We start from the raw sequence: 22,716 nt of genomic DNA on the forward strand, positions 1-22,716 counted from the left end.
AATTTTATATAAATTTTAACTTTCTAAAAACGATATTGATTATAGTTTACCTGCTAAACTTTGCTTTACTTTGCAAAAAAATAGAGGGTAAACCAAGTATAATTTTTTTAATTTAAAATAGATTTTTAAATGCTTAAATTCTTTCGAAATATTGCGTTACTAGAAGGTGTTTCATACATAGTTATTATGTTGAATATGTTGATGATAAAGCCTTTGGATTTAAAATTGTATAAGCTCCTCTTATTTCCTATAGGGATGAGTCATGGAGTTCTTTTTATTCTTTATGTACTCTTAACATTTCTTTTAAAAAGACAGATGAAATGGGGTTTAAAAACGACAGGGGTTGTTTTGTTAGGTTCTTTAATTCCTTTTGGGACATTTTATGTAGAAAAAAAATATTTAAAGTAATATGCTTGAAAAAACTGAAAAAATATTCGGTTGGTGTTATAAATTTTTTAAAAAATTAGATTTTAATGATACATTGGCTTCCTATCTTGGTTTAGCCATAAATATTGTAATTCTTAGTTTTATAGTTTATACAATATACTTATTTTGTCGTTTTGTTTTAGTTACAGGAATGGCAGTAGTGGCTAAACGAACTAAAACTAAATTTGATGATTTGCTGATTTCTAATGAAACAGCAAAATATATGTCACATTTAATTCCGTTAATTTATATTTACAAAACGGTTCCTATTATATTAAATGATTTTACTTCGTGGGAAACTATTTTTGGGCGATTGGTAGGGGTTTATATTGTATTGTTAACCTTATGGATTACGAATTCTACGTTAAAAGCTATAAGAGACCATTTAAAAACAAAAGCAGAATATGTAGATAAACCAATAGATAGTTATGTTCAGGTTATTATGATTATGCTTTGGGTATTAGGTATTATCATAATAGTTGCTAAAATTTTTAATGTTAGTACTGATACATTAGTTAAAACATTAGGAGCGGTATCTGCGTTAATCATATTAATATTTAGGGATACTATTTTAGGTTTTGTGGCATCTGTTCAGGTATCAGCAAATGATTTAATTAGGATAGGAGATTGGATTACAATGGATAAATTTGGTGCAGATGGAGATGTTGTAGAAATAAATTTAACTACTTTAAAAGTTAGAAATTTTGATCATACTATTACAACTATTCCTACTTACAGCCTTACTTCAGATAGTTTTAGAAATTGGCGCGGTATGATTAATTCAGATGGAAGAAGGATTAAACGACATATTTTAATTAAGGCTAATTCTATTCGTTTTATTAGAGAAGAAGAGTTAGAAGAATTTAAGAGAATACAATTGCTTACAAGCTATATTGAAAAAAAACAAGTTGATATTAAAAGACATAATTCATTACACGAAATCGATAAAAGTTTGTCTATTAACGGAAGAAATCTGACAAACTTTGGTTTGTTTAGGAAGTATTTGACAAAGTATTTGGAAAATTATCCTGGTTTAAATAAAGATATGATTTTGCTTTGTAGACAATTACAACCAACCCATCAAGGTATCCCTTTAGAAATTTACGCATTTTCAAATGACAAGCGTTTTGAAAATTATGAATATATTATGAGTGATATATTTGATCATATTTTAGCTTCCGTAATTTATTTTGATCTACAAATTTTTGAATTACCAGCTGGAAAAAATAATTTAGAATCATAAAATTGAAATCTAATTTAAATTTATATTTTTTAGATAGCCTTCTTTAATCTAATTGCTTTATAGAAGAGGCTATCTAAAAGATAGAGGTTATATTACAGTTTTAACTTTATTCTAGTATTAAGTAAGTTTAAGCTTTTATAATAAAATATTTTATATGTGAGACTTGATAAAGTAAAAAGAATTTAAAAATCTTTTAGATAGCCTTGCTTATTAAAAAAATTAACCTACTTTTCCCTCTAGATAATACCATATTTCACCCTGTTTTTTAAAAGTAGATTTTTCATGATGACAATGTGATTGAAAATTAGCATCTATGTAATATGCTTTGAATTCAACATATTGCTCTGTTGTTTTAATAATTTCTAATTTTAACCAATTATTTTGGCTAGCCCAAGCTAAAATTTCTTTTCTGTTGTAAAATTTTCGAGTACTAATATGGGTAGTGTAAAATAAATAGTCTACCTGATGAGTACAATAAGCAGTATAACGAGATCGCATTAATTCTTCTGCGGTATTAGGTTTGTTGATGCCTAATATAAAAGGTTCGCAACATTCTTGAAATACTTTTTTTGATCCACAAAAACAATTATTCATCTTATTTTTAAATCGTTACTTTATTTAAATTTAATATTTTTTAGCAAAATTATTTACCTTTTAGTAAATGAATACTTACTGTAGCATATTCCGTATTAGGAAAGCGTTGCATAAAACGTTCGTCAGAATGTAAACCAACCTTTTTAGCTGTTTTAACGAATTCTTCAATCTCTAATATGTATTGGTCTGATAAACCATGTGTTACGTCATAAGCTGTGGCTGGTGTTTTTCCTATGTTTTTAGAAACAATATTAGGGTTTACAGTATGAAGTTCTATTAATAGTAAACCAAATTTATGAACATACTGAGCCCATTTTTCTAGATGTTCATATAAGTTTGCTTCTACATCATTATTTGATAACTGTTTTCCTCTAAAAGAAAATGCGCCTGTAGAAGTACTTGTTATATTATAATTGTTTTTAGGATTATTCCAAATTCTATTATGATCTAAGAAAGTTCGAACATTTAATAGTTCATTTAAATCAATATTATAGTTTTCTTTTAAATCTTCTGCTAATAAATCAGGATTACCAATATCACCCCAAATTACCTTAGCCCAAATATCTGCTTTGATTAAATTTGCTCTAGTTACCTTTAATGCTACTTGATTATAATCAGCTCCCACTAAAAAAAGAGGATATTCTTCTAACATTTTACCACGCATTGTTTGTCTTTCTATGACATTATAAATATGTTGTAAAAAAGCACCATTGCCACATCCCATATCTAGAATACCTTTGGGTTGCTCAGAAATAGGACGATTAAATAATTCTATGATAATTTCATCAATTACTTTAAAATAAGTATTGTGTGCACCTCCACTTCCCCAAACATTCATTTCTCTATTTACATGAATTTCAGTGTCATTAATAGCTATATCTCGTAATTTATTAGGATTTCCAAATAATAGTGTTTCAAGATTTTTTAGCATTGGTAAATAAGAAACTGTTACTCCATAAGCAGAGGCTCTTTTAGCATAAAAAGACCTGATTCAGTAAATTGATATTTACCTTTTCGTTCGGTAAACCAGCCTAAGGAAGTAAAGAAGTTTAGCATGACGGTAAAAGCTTCAGGGGCTTTATGAAATTCGTCAGGACTAAAAGAAGTTTCCATAAAGTATTTATGAAACATACCGGTCATGCCCAGATTTACAATTAAAGGACCTACTAAAAAGCCTTCTAAATGTTTAATGATTTGATATTGAATTTTTCCTACTTCAGAATTTAGATCAATAGGTTGACTGTTTATTTTTTTAAACTTTTCAAATAAAGGTGCTAGTATTGAAATGATATGTTCATTAATACTATTAGATGTAAAAACATCTGTTAAAAATAATGTTTGCGCTATGTCATCGTATAAAAAGAATTGAGAAAAAGCTAATGCTGTTATATCATTTACTTTTATAGTTACTTTATTTTGATTGTTATCTACAAAATAATTTATAAATCCTTGTGAAGCTAAAGCTCTAAGAGCAATATTTAAGTAACCTTCATTTAAATTAAAATCTTCCTTTAATTTATCTAGACTAACTTCTTTTTATCAATTATATAATCTGTAATTTTTTTTCTTTAAGTAAAGCAGCTATAGGTAAAATTACAATACCATCTAAATGCCTAAAAATGGATTCTCTCAATTCTGTTGTGTTCATTATTAGTTTATTAAGTTTACTTGCACAAAGTAGTAATTTTTAATGAATTTTTAAATTTAAAAGCTCAGATAAGTAACTTATATTTGTGTCACTTTTTTTTAGTTTTTATGAAAGATATAATCAAGATAAATTTTCCTAGTTTTAATCCTCAATTAATAGAAGAAATAGAGGAAAATGCCTATATACAAAATATGAAAGCAGGTGAAACCATAATGCGTTCAGGTCAATTTATTCGACATACAGTTTTAGTAGTGAAAGGAAAGATAAAACTATATCGTGAAGACGATGAAGGAAATGAGTTTTTTATGTATTATCTTCAGCCAGGACAAGCATGTGCTATTTCTATGATTTGTGCTACTAAAGAAGAAACAAGTGCTCTGATGGCTAAAGTAGTAGAAGATGCAGAACTTATCATGATTCCTCTTGCTTTGATGGAGAAATGGATGAGTAAGCATCGTTCTTGGTATGAATTTGTTATAGAAACCTATAGAAGTCGTTTTGAAGAAGTTTTAACAGTTATAGATAATATAGCTTTTAAAGCTATGGATGAACGTTTAGAGTTTTATTTAAAAAGGCATAGAGATGCTTGTAATTGTAATGATGTAAAATTATCTCATCAAGAAATTGCTTCTGAGTTAAATACATCTAGAGAAGTCGTATCACGTTTGCTAAAAAAATGGAACAACGTGGTTTAGTTAAATTATATCGAAGCCATATCGAAATCAATTTTTAAGAGCTGACTTTTGTCAGCCTTTTTTTTGATTTACACTCTACCTTTGTCTCTTTGATAAAATTGTATGAAAATAGAACAAATCTACACAGGATGTTTAGCTGAAGCTTGTTATTATATAGTTTCAGAAGGAGAAGCAGTCATTATAGATCCTTTAAGAGATATACAACCTTATTTAGATCGTTTAGAAAAAGATGGAGTAGTTTTAAAATATATTTTTGAAACTCATTTTCATGCTGATTTTGTTTCAGGTCACCTAGAATTAGCTCGTGCTACAGATGCAACCATTGTAATTGGACCTACCACTACCAAAACGGGATATCCATGTCATATTGCTTTTGATAATGAACTCTTTTTATTTGGTAAATCATCTATTAAACTAATTCATACACCTGGTCATACCTTAGAAAGTTCTTGCTTGTTATTAATTGATGAAAATCAGTTAGAAAAAGGAATTATTACAGGAGATACTCTTTTTATAGGCGATGTAGGTAGACCTGATTTAGCACAACATGTTATGACAGAATTAACTCAAGATAAATTAGCTCGCTTACTTTATCATTCATTACGTGATAAAATATTACCCCTTCCTGATCATTTAATAGTATACCCAAATCATGGGGCAGGGAGTGCTTGTGGTAAAAATATGAGTAAAGAAACCACGGATACACTAGGTAATCAGAAAAAGGTAAATTATGCTTTAAATCTTAATTTAACAGAAGATGATTTTGTGCAAGAAGTATTAGAAGGATTAATGCCACCACCTTCTTATTTTCCTAAAAATGTATTATTAAATATTAAAGGTTATGAAAGCCTTTATTCAGTAATAAACAGAAGTCACAAAGAAATAGATATTCTAGAATTTGAAGAAATAATAAAAGACCCTGCAATTTTGTTACTAGATGTTCGAGATGCAGATCAATTTGCAAAAGGGTTTATACCTAAAAGTATTAATATTGGATTGAATGGAAATTTTGCCCAATGGGTAGGAGAGTTGATTCCTGATATTCAGCAAAAAATAATACTAATTACAGAAAATGAAAATCAACCCCTAGAAGCAATTGTTCGTCTGTCTAGAATAGGTTTTGATCAAACGATAGGTTACCTAAAAGAAGGATTTAAAATATGGGAAAAATCCAATAGATTTTTTCATACAATTAAAAGAATAACCGCTACAGAATTAACGAATGTTTTATCCGAAAAATCAGTCGTAATAGATGTAAGGAGGGTTAACGAATATAATTCTCAACATATAAAAAGAAGTATTAATATTCCTCTTCATACATTAGAGCTGCGTTTGAATGAAATTTCGAATAAATATCCTTTTTATATTCACTGTGCAGGAGGATATCGTAGTATGATGGCAGCCTCCATGTTATACAAAAATGGAATCACAAATTTTATAGAGATTGAAGATGGTTTTAATGCTATAAAAAGAGCGGTATACCATTATCTGATTACTATATTCAAAGCTGTATGCTTTAAAAATTTTATTAGAGTAAAGGTTTGTAACTATTATCACTATTTGTTAAAAAAATAAATAGTACTTTTGTAAAACAAATTGATAATAATGCAGATAGAACAAATCTACACAGGTTGCTTAGCCCAAGGCGCCTACTATATTACCTCTAAAGGAGAAGCTTTAATAGTAGATCCTTTAAGGGAAATACAGCCCTATTTAGATCGTCTTGAAAGAGATAATGTTACTTTAAAGTATATTTTTGAAACCCATTTTCATGCTGATTTCGTTTCAGGACATTTGGATTTGAGTAAAGCTACTGGTGCTCCTATAATATATGGACCAACTGCTAGTCCCGAGTTTGAGGCAATTATTGCAGAAGATGGACAAACATTTTTAATTGGAGATATAACCATTAAAGTTTTACATACTCCAGGACATACTATGGAGAGTACAACTTATCTTTTAATAGATGAAAAAGGTAAAGATCATGCTATTTTTTCAGGAGACACCCTCTTTATTGGAGATGTAGGAAGACCTGATTTAGCACAAAAAGCAGCTAATATGACTCAGGAAAAGCTAGCGGCTATTTTATTTCATTCATTACGAAATAAAATAATGTCACTTGCTGATGATGTAATAGTATATCCAGCTCATGGAGCCGGAAGTGCTTGTGGTAAAAATATGAGCAAGGAAACCGTTTCTACTATAGGACAGCAAAAGCATGATAACTATGCTCTTCGTTTTGATATGGATGAAACTGAATTTATAGCAGAAGTACTCGATGGTTTAACACCCCCTCCAGCATATTTCGGAATGAATGTAGCTATGAATAAAAAAGGTTATACATCATTTGAAACAGTATTAAATAACGGTTTAACACCTTTATTAGCTAAAGAATTTAATGATTTAGCAGATGCTCATAATGCTATTATTCTAGATACAAGACCAGCTTCTATATTTTGTTTAGAGCATATTCCGCAATCCATTAATATTGGTATAACAGGTGATTTTGCTCCATGGGTTGGTACTCTAGTTGCTGATGTAAATCAACCTATACTTATAATTTGTGAAGAGGGAAAAGAAGAAGAAACTGTTACAAGACTGAGTAGAGTAGGTTTTGATAATCTTCTAGGTTATTTAAAAGGAGGATTGAAAACATGGAAAGATTCAGGTAAGGAAACAGACAGAGTTAATAGAATAACAACTCAAGAATTTGCTCAAAAAGTAAATTTAAAAACGGATAAAATACTTGATGTTCGTAAAGAAAATGAGTACCAAGCAGAACACTTAGAAGAAGCTTATAATAGACCATTAGCTTATATTAACAACTGGATAAATGAAATTAATCCTAGAGAACACTTCTATTTACATTGCGCAGGAGGATATCGTAGCATGATTGCAGCATCAATACTTCAAGCACGTGGCTATCGAAATTTTACCGAAGTTGAAGGAGGATTTTCAGCTATTTCAAAAACTAATTTGCCTAAAACAGATTTTATTTGTCAAAGTAAAGTGTATTAAATTAAAAGTATGAAACGATTTTTTTCAAATTGGAATATAATTCGATTATTTCGCTTAGCATTAGGGATTTTTTTAATATTTCAAGCAGTAGAGACTCGTCAATGGATTTTTTTAGGTTTTGCCATGTTTTTTTTATTCCAGGCACTTTTTAATTTTGGATGTAACTCAAATGCTTGTCAAATACAATTCAAAAATAAAGATCATGAATGATTCATTTCGGAATATAATAAATAAAGACAAACCTGTATTAATTGATTTTTTTGCTACTTGGTGTGGCCCTTGTCAGATGTTAGCTCCTGTATTAAGAGAAGTAAAAGAACTATTAGGAGATGAAATTAGTATTATAAAAATTGATGTAGATAAAAATCAAAAAATAGCAGCTAGTTATCAAGTTAGAGGAGTACCTACTTTAATGCTTTTTAATAAAGGACAAGCGGTATGGCGTCAATCAGGATTACTTCAAAAAGATGAAATAATAAAAAATATAAAAGAGGAAAGCTTATAAAATTATGTTAAAGAAGCATTTTCTTACTATTTTAGGTAGTATATTTGGTCTTATAGCAAGTTATCTTTATTATTACCATGTAGGTTGTGTATCGCGAACTTGTTTTATTACCTCTAGGCCTTTGAATAGTAGTTTATATGGTGCTATTTTAGGAGGTTTAATAGGTAATGTAATTGAATCAAAAAAATAACTTTTAAAAATTTTATTATGAAAAAATTAATTTCATCAGTAGCAGTAGTAGCATTTGTATTTTCATCTAGTGTATTTGCACAAGAAGTAAAAGAAGAAAAGAAAGACAAAAAGGCAAAAACTGAAAAAACTTGTTCTAAAGATGATAAAAAATCTTGTTCAGAAAAGAAAGCTTGTTGCACAAAAAAAGCTGAGAAAAAAGCATAATTGTCAAGATTTCTTAAATTAAAGAACAATAAATTTTAAAAAGTGTTCGAAAAGTAAAATGATCTTTAGTTTATTTTCTCATTTTTAAATCAAAGAAAAGAAAAAATAAATTATATCATATTTTATCTGCTTTTCGGACATTTTTCGTTATTAAGATTCTGTTTATGAATCCTAAATAAGTTTTAGATAAATACAATTTTTATATATAGAACTAATAGAAAATTTAATTAATTGATAAAAGTTACAGTTAATTTCTTATATTTGTTCGCAATTTAATCGTAAATTGCAATGAACGCACACACAACTAAAATTATCGGTGAAGGGTTAACTTACGATGATGTATTGCTTATCCCTAACTACTCACAAGTACTTCCAAGAGAAGTAAGTATTCAAACAAAATTTACTAGAAATATTACATTGAATGTGCCAATCGTTTCGGCAGCTATGGATACAGTTACTGAAAGTGCAATGGCAATAGCTATGGCTCAAGAAGGAGGAATAGGAGTTTTGCATAAAAATATGTCAATCCAACAACAAGCAGCAGAAGTTCGTAAAGTAAAGAGAGCAGAGAGTGGGATGATTATTGATCCGGTAATATTAAATCTTAAAGCAAATGTAGGAGATGCTAAAAATGCCATGAGAGAATATGGTATAGGAGGTATTCCCGTTGTTGATGAAAATGGTGAACTAAAAGGAATTGTTACAAATAGAGATTTACGTTTCGAGAAAAATAATCATAGAAGTATTACGGAAGTAATGACTTCTACAAATTTGGTTACAGCACCAGAAGGAACAACTTTAGAAAAGGCAGAAGAAATTTTACAAGGCAATAAAATAGAAAAATTACCTGTTGTAAATTCAGAAAATAAATTAATAGGTCTTATTACATTCAGAGATATTACTAAACTTACCCAAAAACCCAATGCAAATAAAGATAAATATGGGCGTTTACGAGTAGCTGCAGCTTTAGGAGTTACAGCAGATGCTGTAGAAAGAGCAGAAGCTTTGGTAAATGCGGGTGTTGATGCTGTTATTATTGATACAGCGCATGGTCATACTAAAGGAGTAGTTGAGGTTTTAAAACAGGTAAAAAATAAATTTCCAGAACTAGACGTAGTGGTTGGAAATATTGCTACACCAGAAGCCGCTTTATATTTAGTGGAAAATGGGGCTGATGCCGTTAAAGTAGGTATTGGACCTGGTTCTATTTGTACGACTCGTGTAGTAGCAGGTGTTGGTTTTCCACAATTTTCAGCAGTTTTAGAAGTAGCAGCAGCATTAAAGAATACTGGGATTCCTGTTATAGCTGATGGAGGAGTACGTTATACAGGAGATATTCCTAAAGCAATAGCAGCAGGTGCTTCTACTGTTATGTTAGGTTCTTTATTAGCTGGAACTAAAGAATCGCCAGGAGAGACCATAATTTTTGAAGGTAGAAAGTTTAAATCTTATCGTGGTATGGGGTCTGTAGAAGCAATGAAGCAAGGCTCTAAAGATCGTTATTTTCAAGATGTTGAAGATGATGTTAAAAAATTAGTACCAGAAGGAATTGTAGGAAGAGTACCTTATAAAGGAGAGTTAAATGAGAGTATGCTTCAATTTATTGGAGGATTGCGTGCAGGAATGGGATATTGTGGAGCTGCTAGTGTAGAAGAATTACAAGAAAAAGGTAGATTTGTTAGAATTACATCAAGTGGAATTAGCGAAAGTCATCCACATAATGTAACGATCACAAAAGAAGCACCTAACTATTCACGTTAATAAAATTTATTTAAAACTGATACAATATATGGGCAAAAAATAGACTGTGTCCAAAATTTTAGATAAATCTAAACTTAATTTTGATAATAATGAGCTTGGTATTTTATCAGGCTCATTCTTTTTAAATTGGAAATGGTCATTGTATATATTGCTTTATTTCCTTTTTAATTGCTTAATACTAATTTTTTATATGAAAAATTAGATTTAAATGTTTTAAAGAAATTTTAAATAATTGTATTTGTAACTTGAGACTTTTAGCTTCTTGAATCAAGGTTTGTAACTTTTTAATATTTAACGTGAATTAGATATAATTATCATAAAATAATTATATAAAAAAGTAAAAGTTAGCAGATTTAAATATTCGATTATTAAGTAAATATTAAAAAATTATTTATGCTTTCGCTAACTAAAATATCAATTATTTTTTGTTCCTAACTGGAAAAATGAAATGATTTCTAATGAAAAAAGCGCATTAGAAAATCGAATTTATCTCTTTCAGAAATAATTACAATTCAAGTTTTTTTACATTTCTGGATATAAAAATTTTAAACATTTTATCTTGAATATGTATGCAGATTTCTAATAAAAGAATTTTTAAATTTAGTGAGTTATAATAAAATGGTTGAACTAAAATCATCTTTATTTATTGCCAATGATGATTTACTTAAAAACAAAAGGTTTGGCAAACTGTACAGGAATTAAATTTGTTGATTTTACCCCATTGAGAGTATGTGATAAAAGAAGAATTGGACAACATAAGTATTTAAAGAAATAGTCCTAAGAGGTTAATGCTCTCTTGATTAGTTCTTGGGTTTCAATCTCCATGTTATAACGAACGATTGTGGAGCAATTATAGACTTTATACTTACTCCAACAAATGCACACGATACAAATCCTCTAAAAATGAAAGGTTTTATTGATAAACTTCACGGAAAACTATTGGGAGACAAAGGATATTTATCTAAAGAACTTTTTTAATCACTTTTTGAAAACAGAATTCATCTTGTGACCAAGTTACAAAAGAATATAAAAACAAATTAGTAACTCGAATTCAAGATGCTTTTCATCTTATAAAAAGAGCAATCATTGGAAGAATATCTGCCTCATTAAAAAGGATTTTTCAAGTCGAGCATTCTAGAAATTACTCTCAAACAGACTACTTCAATAACATATTTTCAGCTCTAATTGCTTATAATTTTGCAGAGAGAAAACATTACTAAAAAATAATTTTGTTGACACAAAACAATGAATCTTTTTTTAATAATTTTATATAGAACTCACATCGTTATTTAGTTTATCAACATAAAGCTTTATTTCTTAAAGAAGTTTCTCTTTTAATGGAGAGTTTATCTGATTTAGGTCTTTTAGATTTATGATTACTCATAGGCATGGTCTCTTTTTAGTTTTGAAATGGTATGTTCTCAACTTTAAAATTAGCGAATTCTAGTAGATATTTAGTAACTAGTGAATGAAAGAAGTACTAATTTAAAGAAGATTTTTGTACAGAAAGAAATTCATTTTTATTGAGTTTAAAATTCAAAGGATTTTTTATTTTTCTAAGGTAATAAATCCTCTTTGTTGAATGCTTTACAATAGTCTATCTTATTTTATTGTCATTTCTAGATAAAACATACTTTCGAGAATAATGTTTAATTATAACCCATTCTATGTATTCTAATTTAAATGTATAATCATACTTGATTTCTATTTTCATGAAAATGCGCTCAAATAGTGTCTATTTTTTTGTAATGTATAAAAATATAGCTCTTTTTCTTTAACAATAAATTTTAATAGATTAGAAATTATTTATCTCGTAAAGACTAATTTACTATCCGTGGAAAGTGATGCGTCAAGAGAATAACCATCGTAATTAAAACCTTTTAGATCTTCAAGTATTTCAATATTATTATCAATAATATAACGAACCATTAAGCCACGTGCTCTTTTAGCAAAAAAGAAATTACTTTTAATTGTCCGTTTTTATAGTCTTTAAACTCAGGGACAATAACAGGAACTTTAATTTTTTTTAGATTGATAGCCGAAGAATATTCATTACTTGCAAGATTAATAAATAACTCATCATGTTTTAATTCGTTATTTAGAGTTTCGGTTAATGTTTCTTTCCAATATTCATAAAGATTTTTTTTGTCGCCTATACCTAGTTTTGTTCCCATTTCTAATCGGTAAGGCTGAATTAAATCTAAAGGTTTTAATAAACCATACTGACCTGATAGTATGCGAAGTTTGTCTTGTAATTGATCTATCTTTTGCTCGCTTATAGAGTAAGCATCTAAGCCTTGATATACATCTCCATTAAAAGCGTAAACTGCGGGACGGGCATTTTTTTGGGTAAAAGGTATTTGAAATTCTTGATTTCTATTCCAATTTAATGCTCCTAGTGCTGGAGATATTTTCATTAGATTAGATAAATCATTAGGGGTTAATTGTTTTAAAACTTCAATTATTTCTTTTGATTTATTTAAAAATGAAGGTTGAGTAAATTGGTCAGTGGGTAATTTTTTTTCGAAATCTAGCGATTTTGCAGGGGATATAATAATTTTCATTATAATTTTTTTTAATACCTTGATGACAAAAATAGTTCTAAATATAGTTAACAAACAATTTTAGAATTGTTTTTTTTTATTTTAAGATAGGATAATGAAGGATTATTCAGTTTTATGTATTTTTTGTTTTTGGTAATAATGAGGCTTTATATTCTCTATTAAATTTTATTATTAGTATAAGAGGGACTTATTATGTTTTTTTTTAACAAATAGAAAGGTGATTGTTTGTAATTTCACGGTGATTTGTAATTAAAACTTTAGGGTGAAAAAATGTGTTATTTTACTTTTTTTAAATGTTAAGAAATTCCTATAAAATAGCGATTCTGAATAGATTGAGAGTAAATATTATGTACATTTGTTCAACAAAAATTAAACATAGACAAAGACAATGAAAATAGCTGTTGTAGGTGCTACCGGTATGGTAGGAGAGGTGATGCTGCAAGTTTTAGCAGAGCGTAATTTTCCAATCACAGAGTTAATTCCTGTGGCTTCTGAAAAATCAATTGGAAAAGAAATAGAATTTGAGGGAAAATCCTATAAAGTAGTTGGAATGCAAACAGCGGTTGAAATGAAGCCTGAAATAGCTATTTTTTCTGCTGGAGGAGAGACTTCTAAGGAATGGGCTCCTAAATTTGCAGCAGTTGGAACAACTGTTATTGATAATTCGTCTGCTTGGCGTATGGATCCTACTAAAAAGTTAGTAGTTCCTGAAATCAATGCAAATGTTTTAACTAAAGACGATAAGATTATTGCCAATCCTAACTGTTCAACTATTCAGATGGTAATGGTTTTAGCACCTTTACATAAAAAATATGATATCAAGCGTGTTATAGTTTCTACTTATCAGTCTATTACAGGAACAGGGGTTAAAGCAGTAAGGCAGTTAGAAAATGAATATGCAGGTATAAAAGAAGAAATGGCTTATAAATATCCTATTCATCGTAATCTAATCCCACAATGTGATGTTTTTGAGGAAAACGGTTATACAAAAGAAGAGATGAAATTAGTTCGTGAAACTCAAAAAATTTTAGATGATAAAACAATTGCGGTTACAGCTACAGCTGTAAGGGTTCCCGTAGTAGGAGGTCATAGTGAAGCTGTAAATGTAGAATTTGAAAAAGATTTTGAATTATCGGAGGTGCGAGCTATTTTACATGAAATGTCAGGAGTAACTGTACAAGATAATATAGATACTTTTACTTTTCCAATGCCTTTATATGCAGAGGGGAAAAATGATGTTTTTGTAGGTAGAATTCGTCGAGATGAAAGTCAACCTAATACATTAAATTTGTGGATTGTAGCTGATAATTTAAGAAAAGGAGCGGCAACTAATGCTGTACAGATCGCAGAATATCTAATGGCTAATAATTTAGTTTAAGTTTATTAATAAGTTACACATAATAAATAAAAATCCCGTTTTTTGAGCAAAATAGCCATTAAACGGGTTTTTAATTTATAGGATATGAGACGGATTTTATTAATTTCTTCTTTTTCAAATGGAAATCTAGCTTATTTTTTGGAGTTCATGGTAATTTTTCTTCAGTTTACGTAACAATCTACCATATAAAAAATTGTAAATTATTAAGAAAACACCAATCATTAAACCAGTTAGTAAAAAAGATATAATAATAGAAATTATTAGGATTGTATATTCATTTACTTGATTTCCAGAATTTTGAAACTCATCTGAAATTCCTATGTATATACCATAACCAAATAAATAAGAATGTATAATACTAAAAAGACTTAGATTAAAAACAATATATTGTTTAACAATTTTTCTGACAATAAAAATATTTTTCATTAATTGTTTAGTAGAATTGAGTACTTCTATTTTTTTGTATGATACATAAAAATTGTAAATAAAATATAATATAACTATGTAGGAAATACCAGTTATAATATTTAGGTAAAATTCAGATAAATGTATTTTTTTAAAAAAATATCTTCTTTGCTATTTTTATTTAAAGAAAATGAAAAACTTAATATAATACCTAATAAAAATTCAATTACACTGATGATAAAAATCCATTTAACAGCTGAAGAAGAATTTTTATGTATCATAGCATAAATATTTTCTTCACTCATTTTTGGAAAGTTATTTGTATTATTCCAATTTTTCTTTAATAAATCCAATTCTTCCATTTTCCTTCTATCGTTACGGATTAATTATTTGTTTTAATTTCGTTTTGATACGATTCATTTTAACTCTAGCATTAACTTCACTTATACCTAAGGTTTCTGATATTTCATTATAATCTTTGTCCTCTAAGTACATAAATACAAGTGCTTTTTCTATATCATTAAGTTGATATACGGCTTTGTAGAGTAATTTTAAATTTTCTTCTTCCTGATAATTATAGTCTTCTTGTAATACAAAGTGTCTGCCAGTTTCAAATTCAACAGTACGAATTGATTTGGAAGATTTTCTATATAAAGTAATGGCTGTATTAAGAGCTACTCTATAAGCCCAAGTTGAAAACTTAGAATCCCCTCTGAATTGAGGATATGCTTTCCATAATTGAATTGTAATTTCTTGAAATAAATCGTTGTGTTCTTCTTCATTTTGGGTATAAAGCCTACAAATTTTGTGAACCAAATTTTGGTTATCTTTTAGTTGACTCACAAATGATTTTTCTAATTCAGTATTCATACTGCCTATTAGTTGGTAGTTTTTATGAATTGTTACAGTTTGAACGTATGTTTTTTTACTATTTTAAAATAGTTTAATGTGATTAAGTTTATATATTCTAAATTCTAAGAGTATTAGATGGAATATGACCTTTGTAGCTACTTTATTATAATATATGCTATCCTAATTTTAGATCTTACTATAGCTTTTTGAATTTAGTATGATTAGTTAATAATTAAAAAATAATGTTTTCATAAAATTAGTTTGATAAAGAGCGGGATTTTTATTAAAAAATAAACCCTCATAATTTTTATTTATGAGGGTTAAGATGATTATTTAAAGTTATTTGCTTTATCTTTTAATAGAAAAATGCCCTTTACTAATTCTGCCATCTTTTAATTGTGCAGTAAACCAATAGTCATCGGCAGGAACAGGTTTGCCTAAATACATCCCATCCCATCCTGGTTGTAGGGGAGAGATTTCTCTTAATAGTTTTCCAAAACGATCAAAGATTAGAATTTTTGCATCAGAATTGAATATAGAATCAGCTCCTATTACATTCCAATAGTCATTATATCCATCGCCATTAGGAGTGAAAAAAGCAGGGAATCCTAGGATAGAAAAAGGTATTTCTAATGTTTTACATCCATTCAAATCAATAACATATATCCTATGCATACCTGGTATTAAATTTTCAAAACGCCCTGTTTTTTGAGTAGAAGAGTTTATATCATCTAGAGCGAATACATATTCTCCATTACCGGAAACAGTTACTGTAACAGAATTATTATCTACTAAATCTTGAATAATAGGGGAGCCATTAAGTTTAGCGGTATTAGATTCCATTACTTTAATAGTTCTTTCTGAAAAACAAGCTGAAGGTGTTTTATTAATAACTTTTACAGTGTAAATACCTGTTTGATTTACAGAGATAGATTCTGTATTAAAAGGAAGTAAAAGACCGTCTTTTGACCATTCATAAGAAAAATCTTGTTGATTACTTCCTGTTAAAAGACCTGATCGTAAAATAACATTGAAATTAGGATCATCTGTACAGGTGTAAGTATTTGAAAGACCTGAACTATTTGTATCAATATTTGGTTTCGGTTCTACTTTTAATTCAAATGATACAGGTGCACCTAAGCAAGTTTTAGTAATTTTATTTTCTACTCGAACCCATATTTTATCACTTCCTTTTAGTATGTTTCTATATTTACTAAAATTAGTTTTTTCAATAGCTAATGATTTACCGTTTGAATATTGTTGATAATAATCGTTTTCATTTTTATAGAATAGAACGTCTATATCTGGATTGTTGAATTGAGATGATATACCATTGTAATTTTTAGATAAATCAAATGTAGTTATTCCGTCATAATCATTATTATTTGCATCTACATAATCATCACATTGTGTAATAATAGTTTCAGGTATGGTAAAAGGTGCTTGTGCAGTTGATATATAAATTTCAAAAGGAATTATATTAAAACAATTATTAGAGTTACGGACTCTAGCCCAAATAATTTCTAATGATTGAGTTTTATTTGTATAAGTTTCATAATTCTTTATTTGATCATTTATATTATTAGTAAATGCACCTGCTTGTGTATGAAAATAACTGAAGGTTTCATTTATGTAGTTATCAGAAATGAAGCTTTGAATTTTATCTAAATTAAATTGTGCGATTCCATTCGTAGAAGCAGTACATTGAATTAATCTTTGATTGTTTTTTAATGTAGGAAGAGGGTATATTAAGAGTCCTGTATTACTTGAAAAAAGATTACAAGCATTTCCAGAACTATTTAATTGAACTCTAAATAAATGATTTGTCATTGTATTTGATAAATTTTTTATTTCAAGTTCATTAGTGTTTACTCCTGAATAATTTCCAGTATTTGATAAATTATTCCAAGTTATACCATTATCTGTAGAAATTTGCCATTGGAATTTATCAGCATTTGAGGCTATAGAAATTTTAGTACTTTCTAGAGTGCATCCTTTTCCTGATTTTGGTTGATCAGTTATGATTATTGAGCTAAATTGTAGGTAAATAGGATTAGGTTTTGTATAACCTAAATAACCTAGAACTTTACCTTTATTGTCTACTTGTGGAGGTGTAATATCACCAAGTATACCATCTGTATTGGTATCCATAAATCCTGCTTCTTTTACATCAAAACATTGGTCAGCATCAGAGTCTAAGTCTCGATAATTACCAATACCATCATGATCAAAATCCGTAAAATTTTCTTCTGAATCAAGGATTCCATCATTATCAGAATCTAAATCAAGGTAATCAGGAATTCCATCTTTATCATTATCAAAAGGAGTTAATCCAGGTTCAAAAGCATCATCTAAACCATTATTGTTAGTATCTGTATTTGAGATCGTAATAGGCGTATTGTTTTGTGCTTCTATTAGATCATTTATACCATCGTTGTCACTATCAATATCTTCTTTATCGGGAATTGTATCTCCATCAGAATCTTTTGATACACAAGAAGCGAGTATGTTAAGACTTGATTTAGCTACAATTGTATCAGATAGGTTTTTGTGTTTAATTTTTAATTCATTAATGTTTTTTCCTGCTATTTTAAAAGTTCCTAATCCTGATTGTAAAGGAGTGTTACCATTACGTCTAAAACGAATTTCAAATGAAGAAAATTGTTTTACACCATTTTCATAGATACCATCAAAATTAGTGTCAATTAATATTTGATTATCAGGATTTAAGACTGTTAAAGTTCTGTTGATATCACTATTAATTATGTATTCTGTTTCACCGTTTAAATATTCACTAGCTGTAATATTGTTAGGATAATTTATTTCAATACTAGTAGGTTGGTTAAATTGAATATGGTAATTTACACTATTTTGTTTTCCTTTTTCTACTTCTGTAATAATATTTCCATTAGGATTACCTATAAAAGGAGTAGAGGTTCTACTACCATCAATAATGGTTTGAGTTGTATAATTTGTTAGACTAAAAGGGATTGTACCAGCATTAACGCTTGTGTTGATTACTTGGTTACCAAAAGATTCTATACAATTTAAAATACCATCATTATCTAAATCAACATCAATGTTGTCGTTTATTAATCCATTATTGTTGTCAGGGCAGTTACTAACAGGTATAATATCAGATTCTAATGGAGCAAAAACTCCACAGCTAGAAATACCCGCTCTTACCTTATAATATCCTGGTTTAGTTGGTATGTAAGTATTTGTATTAGCACCTAAAATAGGACCATCTTGATTGTACCACTGAAATGTGTCAAAAGAAGAAGCGGTACTTATTTCAAGTCTAATATTAGGAATACAATTATTTCCAGATTCAGATATTTTGTTTAGCGCAATTTCAGGTTTAAAAGTAAAACCAGAATAATATCCTCCAAATGTAGCAGCACCGTTATCACCATAAGCAGCTGTATATAATTCTCCTGTTGAAAAAATTCCAACATTACCAGTTAAACCTTTTATTGTATAAGTAACATAATTTGAATTTCCATTAACTGGATAAGGTCCGTTTATTTCACTATTAGGAAGATTTTTTATATCATAATCAATGCCATTTATATTAAAAGTTAAAGTAGCCCCTGCTTTTGTTACAATAGTTATGCGTCCATTAAATGTATTATATCCTAATTTGTTAATGAATGGTATATTATTTATATTGTTAGGTGTTTGGCAGCTTAAGGGAGGAACAAAAAACATCTCTTGATTTGCATAATCTTTACTTCCTCCATAGTTATAATTTTGTAAAGAACCTACAGATTGGTATGCAAAAATATTTTTAGTTGATTTTATATATAAATTACCATTTGAAGTAAACTGAGAACCATCTAATGTTATATATTCGCCTGCTTTTAATATGTAGTCAGGGTTATTCTTGTCATTTAAAAAAATTTCAGTATTGTCTTTATGGGCAATTAATAATATTCTTTCTGCAAGATCCCATCCATCACTTTTTATAAAAATATATTCAGTAGAGTTGGGTATTGTTCCATTAATCATTTCAGGAGCAATTTTATTAATTGTTTCAGCTGAAACAATTTGATCAAATCCCATATCTAAATTGTTAGAGTCTCCGTTAGAACCTGCAAATGAACCACTATTAACTGCAATTGGTTTATCAGCAGATATTAAGGTACCAATAAGAGCGTCGCGAGGTTGGGTTTTAGATCCTTGTAGTGCTATAACGAAGCTTTCACCGCTATTTAATATTACATCACTAGGAGTATTACCTTCATTATTGTTGATTAAATTTGTATTTGGTTTTATATTACTAAATTTAACTCTTGTATTGTTTTCAGTAGCAAGAATAGATGCGAAAGTATAATGAGAATTATCATATACAGGAATATGATCATTTAAAAATGCGCCTAGTCTAAACTCTTTACCTAATGCTGCTATTCCTTTGGAAACTAGTGAGCTAGCATGAAAAGTGTTTTCAGATCGTATTCTTATAGAAACAGCAACTAAATCTTGCGCTTCTATAATATATCCTTTATTTTTTAGAACTTTGTGTACATTAAAATTGTCTACATGAACCTGTGTATTGTTATATTTTCCTATTTTGTGAGTATAAGGAGAATCTCGGGTAACAGTTCCTGTTATAGTGTTGCGACCTAGTTCTGTTATCGTAAAACTAACAGGAGATTTACTAGGTGTTGATATGTACAAATATTGATCTCCCGCAACTATCTCTCCGGAAGAAACAGGAGGTAAATAATGTGTTTTACTAAATTGAGCATTTACTGCACATGCAATTAATTGAAATAGTATTAAAAGTCTTGCCTTCATTGAAATTAAATAAACAGGCAAAACTAATCATTTATCTTTTAAGGCTAAAATGATTTTTAATAGATTTATTATTGTAAAGTTTTATGGTAAACCAATAATCATCTGAAGGTACACTAATTCCTAAATAAGTTCCATCCCATGATTGATTAGGGGTTAATTGTTTTAATAATTTACCATAACGATCAAAAATTTCTATTTCTTCAATAACTTTTTTAAATTTAGAGTCTTTAATATACCAGGTATCATTATATCCATCATTGTTAGGAGTAAAAAATTTAGGGTAATCCAATATATAAACTGTTTGATGAGGAGTTGGTTCACATCCGTTTTTATCTCTAACTGAAATTTGGTATTCTCCTTGTTCAAGATTCGTGAAGAAATTAGAGTTTTGGTATTGAATACCGTCTACTGAAAATTCATACTCTCCACCATTAGAGGTGTAAGAAATTTCTAATGAATTAGAATTTGAAAAATCAGTAATTACTGCATTTATATCAGTTGCAGGAGCTGATTCCTGAACCACATATTTTTTAGTCGCTTTACATCCTTCTGAATTAGTGAGTTCAACTGTGTAAATTCCTTTTTGATTTATAATAATGTGAGAACTAGTTGCGAGTGTGTTCCAAAGGTAACCTGTATAATTTGTCGGAGCCTCAATTTTTAAAGTTTCACCTTTACAAATAATTAGATTTTTGTTTTCTATTGTATCAGAATTAATATAATTTACTTTAAGAGTTATTTCAATTAGGTTATCACATATATTATTTTGATCAATTCGAGCATAAATCTTTTGTTCATCTCGTATTGTATTGGTAAAATTATTTGCTAGTGGTAATGTTTTTTTCTCAGCATCATTGATATTTTTATAAAAACTTATTTCTGGATAATTAGTTGTGTTTGGAAGAATAACAGGTAGTAGTTCTTGATTTAATATAAAATTAGTAAAACCATCTTTTTTATCATCTTCATCACATTTAGTATAAACTTTATTAGTAGGAGTAATTCCTGAAAGTTGAAGATTTATTGTTGTTTCATTTGAGCAATAAGTGTTACTGACTTTAGCAAAAATAGTCTTAGGGGAAGATAGATAGTAATTTAAATCTGTAATAGGAGTTCCATTTGATTTCTCAGAAAAAACAATTTTTAAATTAGGATCGTTATGCGTTAATGTCTGATTTAGTTTTGTTAAATCATAAAAACCTTTACCGTCTTTATTAAAATCACATTCTATTAAATTTTGAGGGGTTAAGTTAGGAAGGTTTGAGAATTGTACTTTAGTACTACCTTTAGAAAGACAAACTCCATTAAGCATAACTTCAACTCGATATTCAACTTCATTTGTATTTGTGTTGTCTATAATTGTGTATTTAGCGGTATGAACTCCTGTATTTACATTGTTTTTATACCAAGTATAGGTGTTTTTAGTGCCATACTGTGTAGCGTCTAATTCTATTATATCTCCTGAACAATAAGGATTTTTAGATGCTATTGTGTGATGGTCTCCTAAGAATATTTCACTTTGAAAAGAGCCGCCTCCTAAAAAAATAGCTGAATCATATTTTTCATTTCCTTGATCTGCGATGACTAGTTTAATGTGATAAGAATTACCTGCTATTACGGAAGATTCAGCTTTTAAAATTTTAGTTTGGCCATTAAAAGTAATTGGAGAATTAAATGGATTAAAACGATCAAAATATTGCTCATTACTTTTTGGACAAATTGTTCCTTCTCCTCTAATTGTTTGTACCGTTACTGGTGTATTTGTTCCTGGAACTAGTGCAATATTCTGATAATTCTGATTACTATTATTAGGTTTTATTAAAAAAGCAAATCCATCTGTATAACCACATTGATTTGAAGACGGATTTGAGAGATATTGTTCTGATGCAAAAATATAATCAAATGAAATTTTATTTGTGAAGGGAATATAATCAAATTCTAGTACAGAAGCATTAAAAGTATTATTAATACCTAGAGCTTGCATTAAATCATTATCACCTTGCCAAGAAGTAGATCCATCGGATACATTACCAGTATTAGGACCTATGGCATTTATTACCTTGCCTGTACTTAATATAATACCATTTTGTAAAGGAAAGGAAGTGTTATTACGATCAAAATATCCAATGCTTGAAGTTCCAAAATTATTACCACCATTTATTGAAACATTGGATACACTACCACATGTTGCTCCACCTAAAAAAATAGTTACTAACTCATTAGCGGTATATTGGTCATTTACATTTATATATTGTGAATAGGTTGTACTTATTATAAAAAATAAAATAGTTTTTAAAAGGTAATTTTTCATGGAGCTAATATACTTTAAACTTTCCAAAAACTTAAATACTTAACCAAACTAATAATGATTTTTTAAGTGTTTGAATAATAGTGTTTTATATTATTTAATGCGTTGTTTTAAAGATCTTTT

Annotated in this window: 18 protein-coding genes and 4 pseudogenes; 12 read left to right on the plus strand and 10 right to left on the minus strand. The window is 28.6% G+C overall.

The features are described from left to right. Positions 1 to 129 precede the first annotated feature (129 nt). Positions 130 to 408 carry a DUF3817 domain-containing protein gene (locus JJC03_RS14260; RefSeq protein ID WP_088400813.1) on the plus strand — a complete coding sequence of 93 codons (279 nt, stop codon included), beginning with the start codon at positions 130 to 132 and terminating at the stop codon, positions 406 to 408. 1 nt (position 409) lies between these two features. After that, complete coding sequence (locus tag JJC03_RS14265) at positions 410 to 1,669, plus strand: mechanosensitive ion channel family protein (RefSeq protein ID WP_088400815.1); 1,260 nt, start codon at positions 410 to 412, stop codon at positions 1,667 to 1,669. Positions 1,670 to 1,888: 219 nt separating this feature from the next. On the opposite strand, the gene JJC03_RS14270 is transcribed toward JJC03_RS14265, so the two are convergent. The 4 genes and pseudogenes from JJC03_RS14270 to JJC03_RS19445 all read right to left on the minus strand — a co-directional run bounded on the left by JJC03_RS14270 (position 1,889) and on the right by JJC03_RS19445 (position 3,911). Next, positions 1,889 to 2,263 (minus strand): YchJ family protein, encoded by a 375-nt coding sequence (locus tag JJC03_RS14270; protein WP_088400817.1) that lies wholly within the window; start codon positions 2,261 to 2,263, stop codon positions 1,889 to 1,891. A 49-nt stretch (positions 2,264 to 2,312) separates the two neighbouring features. Further along, a complete protein-coding gene (locus JJC03_RS19435) occupies positions 2,313 to 3,194 on the minus strand; it encodes a class I SAM-dependent methyltransferase (RefSeq protein ID WP_258931944.1) in 882 nt (293 codons plus the stop codon). A gap of 24 nt (positions 3,195 to 3,218) precedes the next feature. Then, positions 3,219 to 3,751, minus strand: a pseudogene (locus JJC03_RS19440) (class I SAM-dependent methyltransferase); the annotation flags it as partial. A gap of 55 nt (positions 3,752 to 3,806) precedes the next feature. Continuing rightward, on the minus strand, positions 3,807 to 3,911 hold the full coding sequence (locus JJC03_RS19445) for a hypothetical protein (protein ID WP_445297848.1): 105 nt from the start codon (positions 3,909 to 3,911) through the stop codon (positions 3,807 to 3,809). A 107-nt stretch (positions 3,912 to 4,018) separates the two neighbouring features. Here JJC03_RS19445 and JJC03_RS14280 point away from each other — a divergent pair. The 9 genes and pseudogenes from JJC03_RS14280 to JJC03_RS19450 all read left to right on the plus strand — a co-directional run. After that, positions 4,019 to 4,644, plus strand: a pseudogene (locus JJC03_RS14280) (Crp/Fnr family transcriptional regulator). A 64-nt stretch (positions 4,645 to 4,708) separates the two neighbouring features. Continuing rightward, positions 4,709 to 6,181 (plus strand): MBL fold metallo-hydrolase, encoded by a 1,473-nt coding sequence (locus JJC03_RS14285; RefSeq protein ID WP_235873530.1) that lies wholly within the window; start codon positions 4,709 to 4,711, stop codon positions 6,179 to 6,181. A gap of 30 nt (positions 6,182 to 6,211) precedes the next feature. Continuing rightward, positions 6,212 to 7,624 (plus strand): MBL fold metallo-hydrolase, encoded by a 1,413-nt coding sequence (locus JJC03_RS14290; RefSeq protein ID WP_088400825.1) that lies wholly within the window; start codon positions 6,212 to 6,214, stop codon positions 7,622 to 7,624. 9 nt (positions 7,625 to 7,633) lie between these two features. Beyond that, positions 7,634 to 7,834, plus strand: coding sequence for a hypothetical protein (locus JJC03_RS14295; RefSeq protein ID WP_088400827.1), 201 nt, complete (start codon positions 7,634 to 7,636; stop codon positions 7,832 to 7,834). Next, entirely contained in the window at positions 7,827 to 8,129 is a 303-nt protein-coding gene (trxA, locus tag JJC03_RS14300; protein ID WP_235873531.1) for a thioredoxin, read from the plus strand. Before JJC03_RS14295 ends, trxA begins: the two co-directional genes overlap by 8 nt. A gap of 4 nt (positions 8,130 to 8,133) precedes the next feature. Beyond that, positions 8,134 to 8,319, plus strand: coding sequence for a signal peptidase II (locus tag JJC03_RS14305; RefSeq protein ID WP_088400831.1), 186 nt, complete (start codon positions 8,134 to 8,136; stop codon positions 8,317 to 8,319). Positions 8,320 to 8,336: 17 nt separating this feature from the next. Beyond that, positions 8,337 to 8,525, plus strand: a complete 189-nt coding sequence (locus tag JJC03_RS14310; RefSeq protein WP_088400833.1) for a hypothetical protein — start codon at positions 8,337 to 8,339, stop codon at positions 8,523 to 8,525. Positions 8,526 to 8,813: 288 nt separating this feature from the next. Further along, on the plus strand, positions 8,814 to 10,286 hold the full coding sequence (gene guaB / locus JJC03_RS14315) for an IMP dehydrogenase (RefSeq protein ID WP_088445006.1): 1,473 nt from the start codon (positions 8,814 to 8,816) through the stop codon (positions 10,284 to 10,286). Positions 10,287 to 10,710: 424 nt separating this feature from the next. Beyond that, a pseudogene (locus tag JJC03_RS19450) lies at positions 10,711 to 11,535 on the plus strand (IS982 family transposase); the annotation flags it as partial. A gap of 557 nt (positions 11,536 to 12,092) precedes the next feature. Here the strand turns inward: JJC03_RS19450 and yaaA are convergent. Next, positions 12,093 to 12,850: pseudogene (gene yaaA, locus JJC03_RS14325) on the minus strand (peroxide stress protein YaaA). 388 nt (positions 12,851 to 13,238) lie between these two features. Here yaaA and JJC03_RS14330 point away from each other — a divergent pair. Beyond that, the gene (locus tag JJC03_RS14330; protein WP_088397771.1) at positions 13,239 to 14,228 is read left to right on the plus strand and encodes an aspartate-semialdehyde dehydrogenase; all 990 of its coding nucleotides are present in this window, start codon (positions 13,239 to 13,241) and stop codon (positions 14,226 to 14,228) included. Positions 14,229 to 14,354: 126 nt separating this feature from the next. Here JJC03_RS14330 and JJC03_RS14335 read toward each other — a convergent pair whose 3' ends face one another. From JJC03_RS14335 to JJC03_RS14355, 5 genes are all read right to left on the minus strand, one after another. Further along, positions 14,355 to 14,780: a DUF8845 family protein gene (locus JJC03_RS14335; RefSeq protein ID WP_508623379.1), complete on the minus strand. Its 426-nt coding sequence runs from the start codon at positions 14,778 to 14,780 to the stop codon at positions 14,355 to 14,357. Continuing rightward, positions 14,756 to 14,995, minus strand: a complete 240-nt coding sequence (locus JJC03_RS14340) for a DUF8845 family protein (protein WP_235873533.1) — start codon at positions 14,993 to 14,995, stop codon at positions 14,756 to 14,758. The genes JJC03_RS14335 and JJC03_RS14340 overlap by 25 nt, the downstream gene beginning before the upstream one ends. 13 nt (positions 14,996 to 15,008) lie before the next feature. Beyond that, on the minus strand, positions 15,009 to 15,503 hold the full coding sequence (locus JJC03_RS14345) for an RNA polymerase sigma factor (protein WP_088397773.1): 495 nt from the start codon (positions 15,501 to 15,503) through the stop codon (positions 15,009 to 15,011). A gap of 330 nt (positions 15,504 to 15,833) precedes the next feature. Then, entirely contained in the window at positions 15,834 to 20,285 is a 4,452-nt protein-coding gene (locus tag JJC03_RS14350; RefSeq protein WP_235873534.1) for a T9SS type B sorting domain-containing protein, read from the minus strand. 31 nt (positions 20,286 to 20,316) lie between these two features. Further along, positions 20,317 to 22,596 (minus strand): T9SS type B sorting domain-containing protein, encoded by a 2,280-nt coding sequence (locus tag JJC03_RS14355; RefSeq protein WP_088397775.1) that lies wholly within the window; start codon positions 22,594 to 22,596, stop codon positions 20,317 to 20,319. Positions 22,597 to 22,716: the final 120 nt, after the last annotated feature.

This window comes from Flavobacterium oreochromis (genome assembly GCF_019565455.1).
Taxonomy (GTDB): domain Bacteria; phylum Bacteroidota; class Bacteroidia; order Flavobacteriales; family Flavobacteriaceae; genus Flavobacterium; species Flavobacterium oreochromis.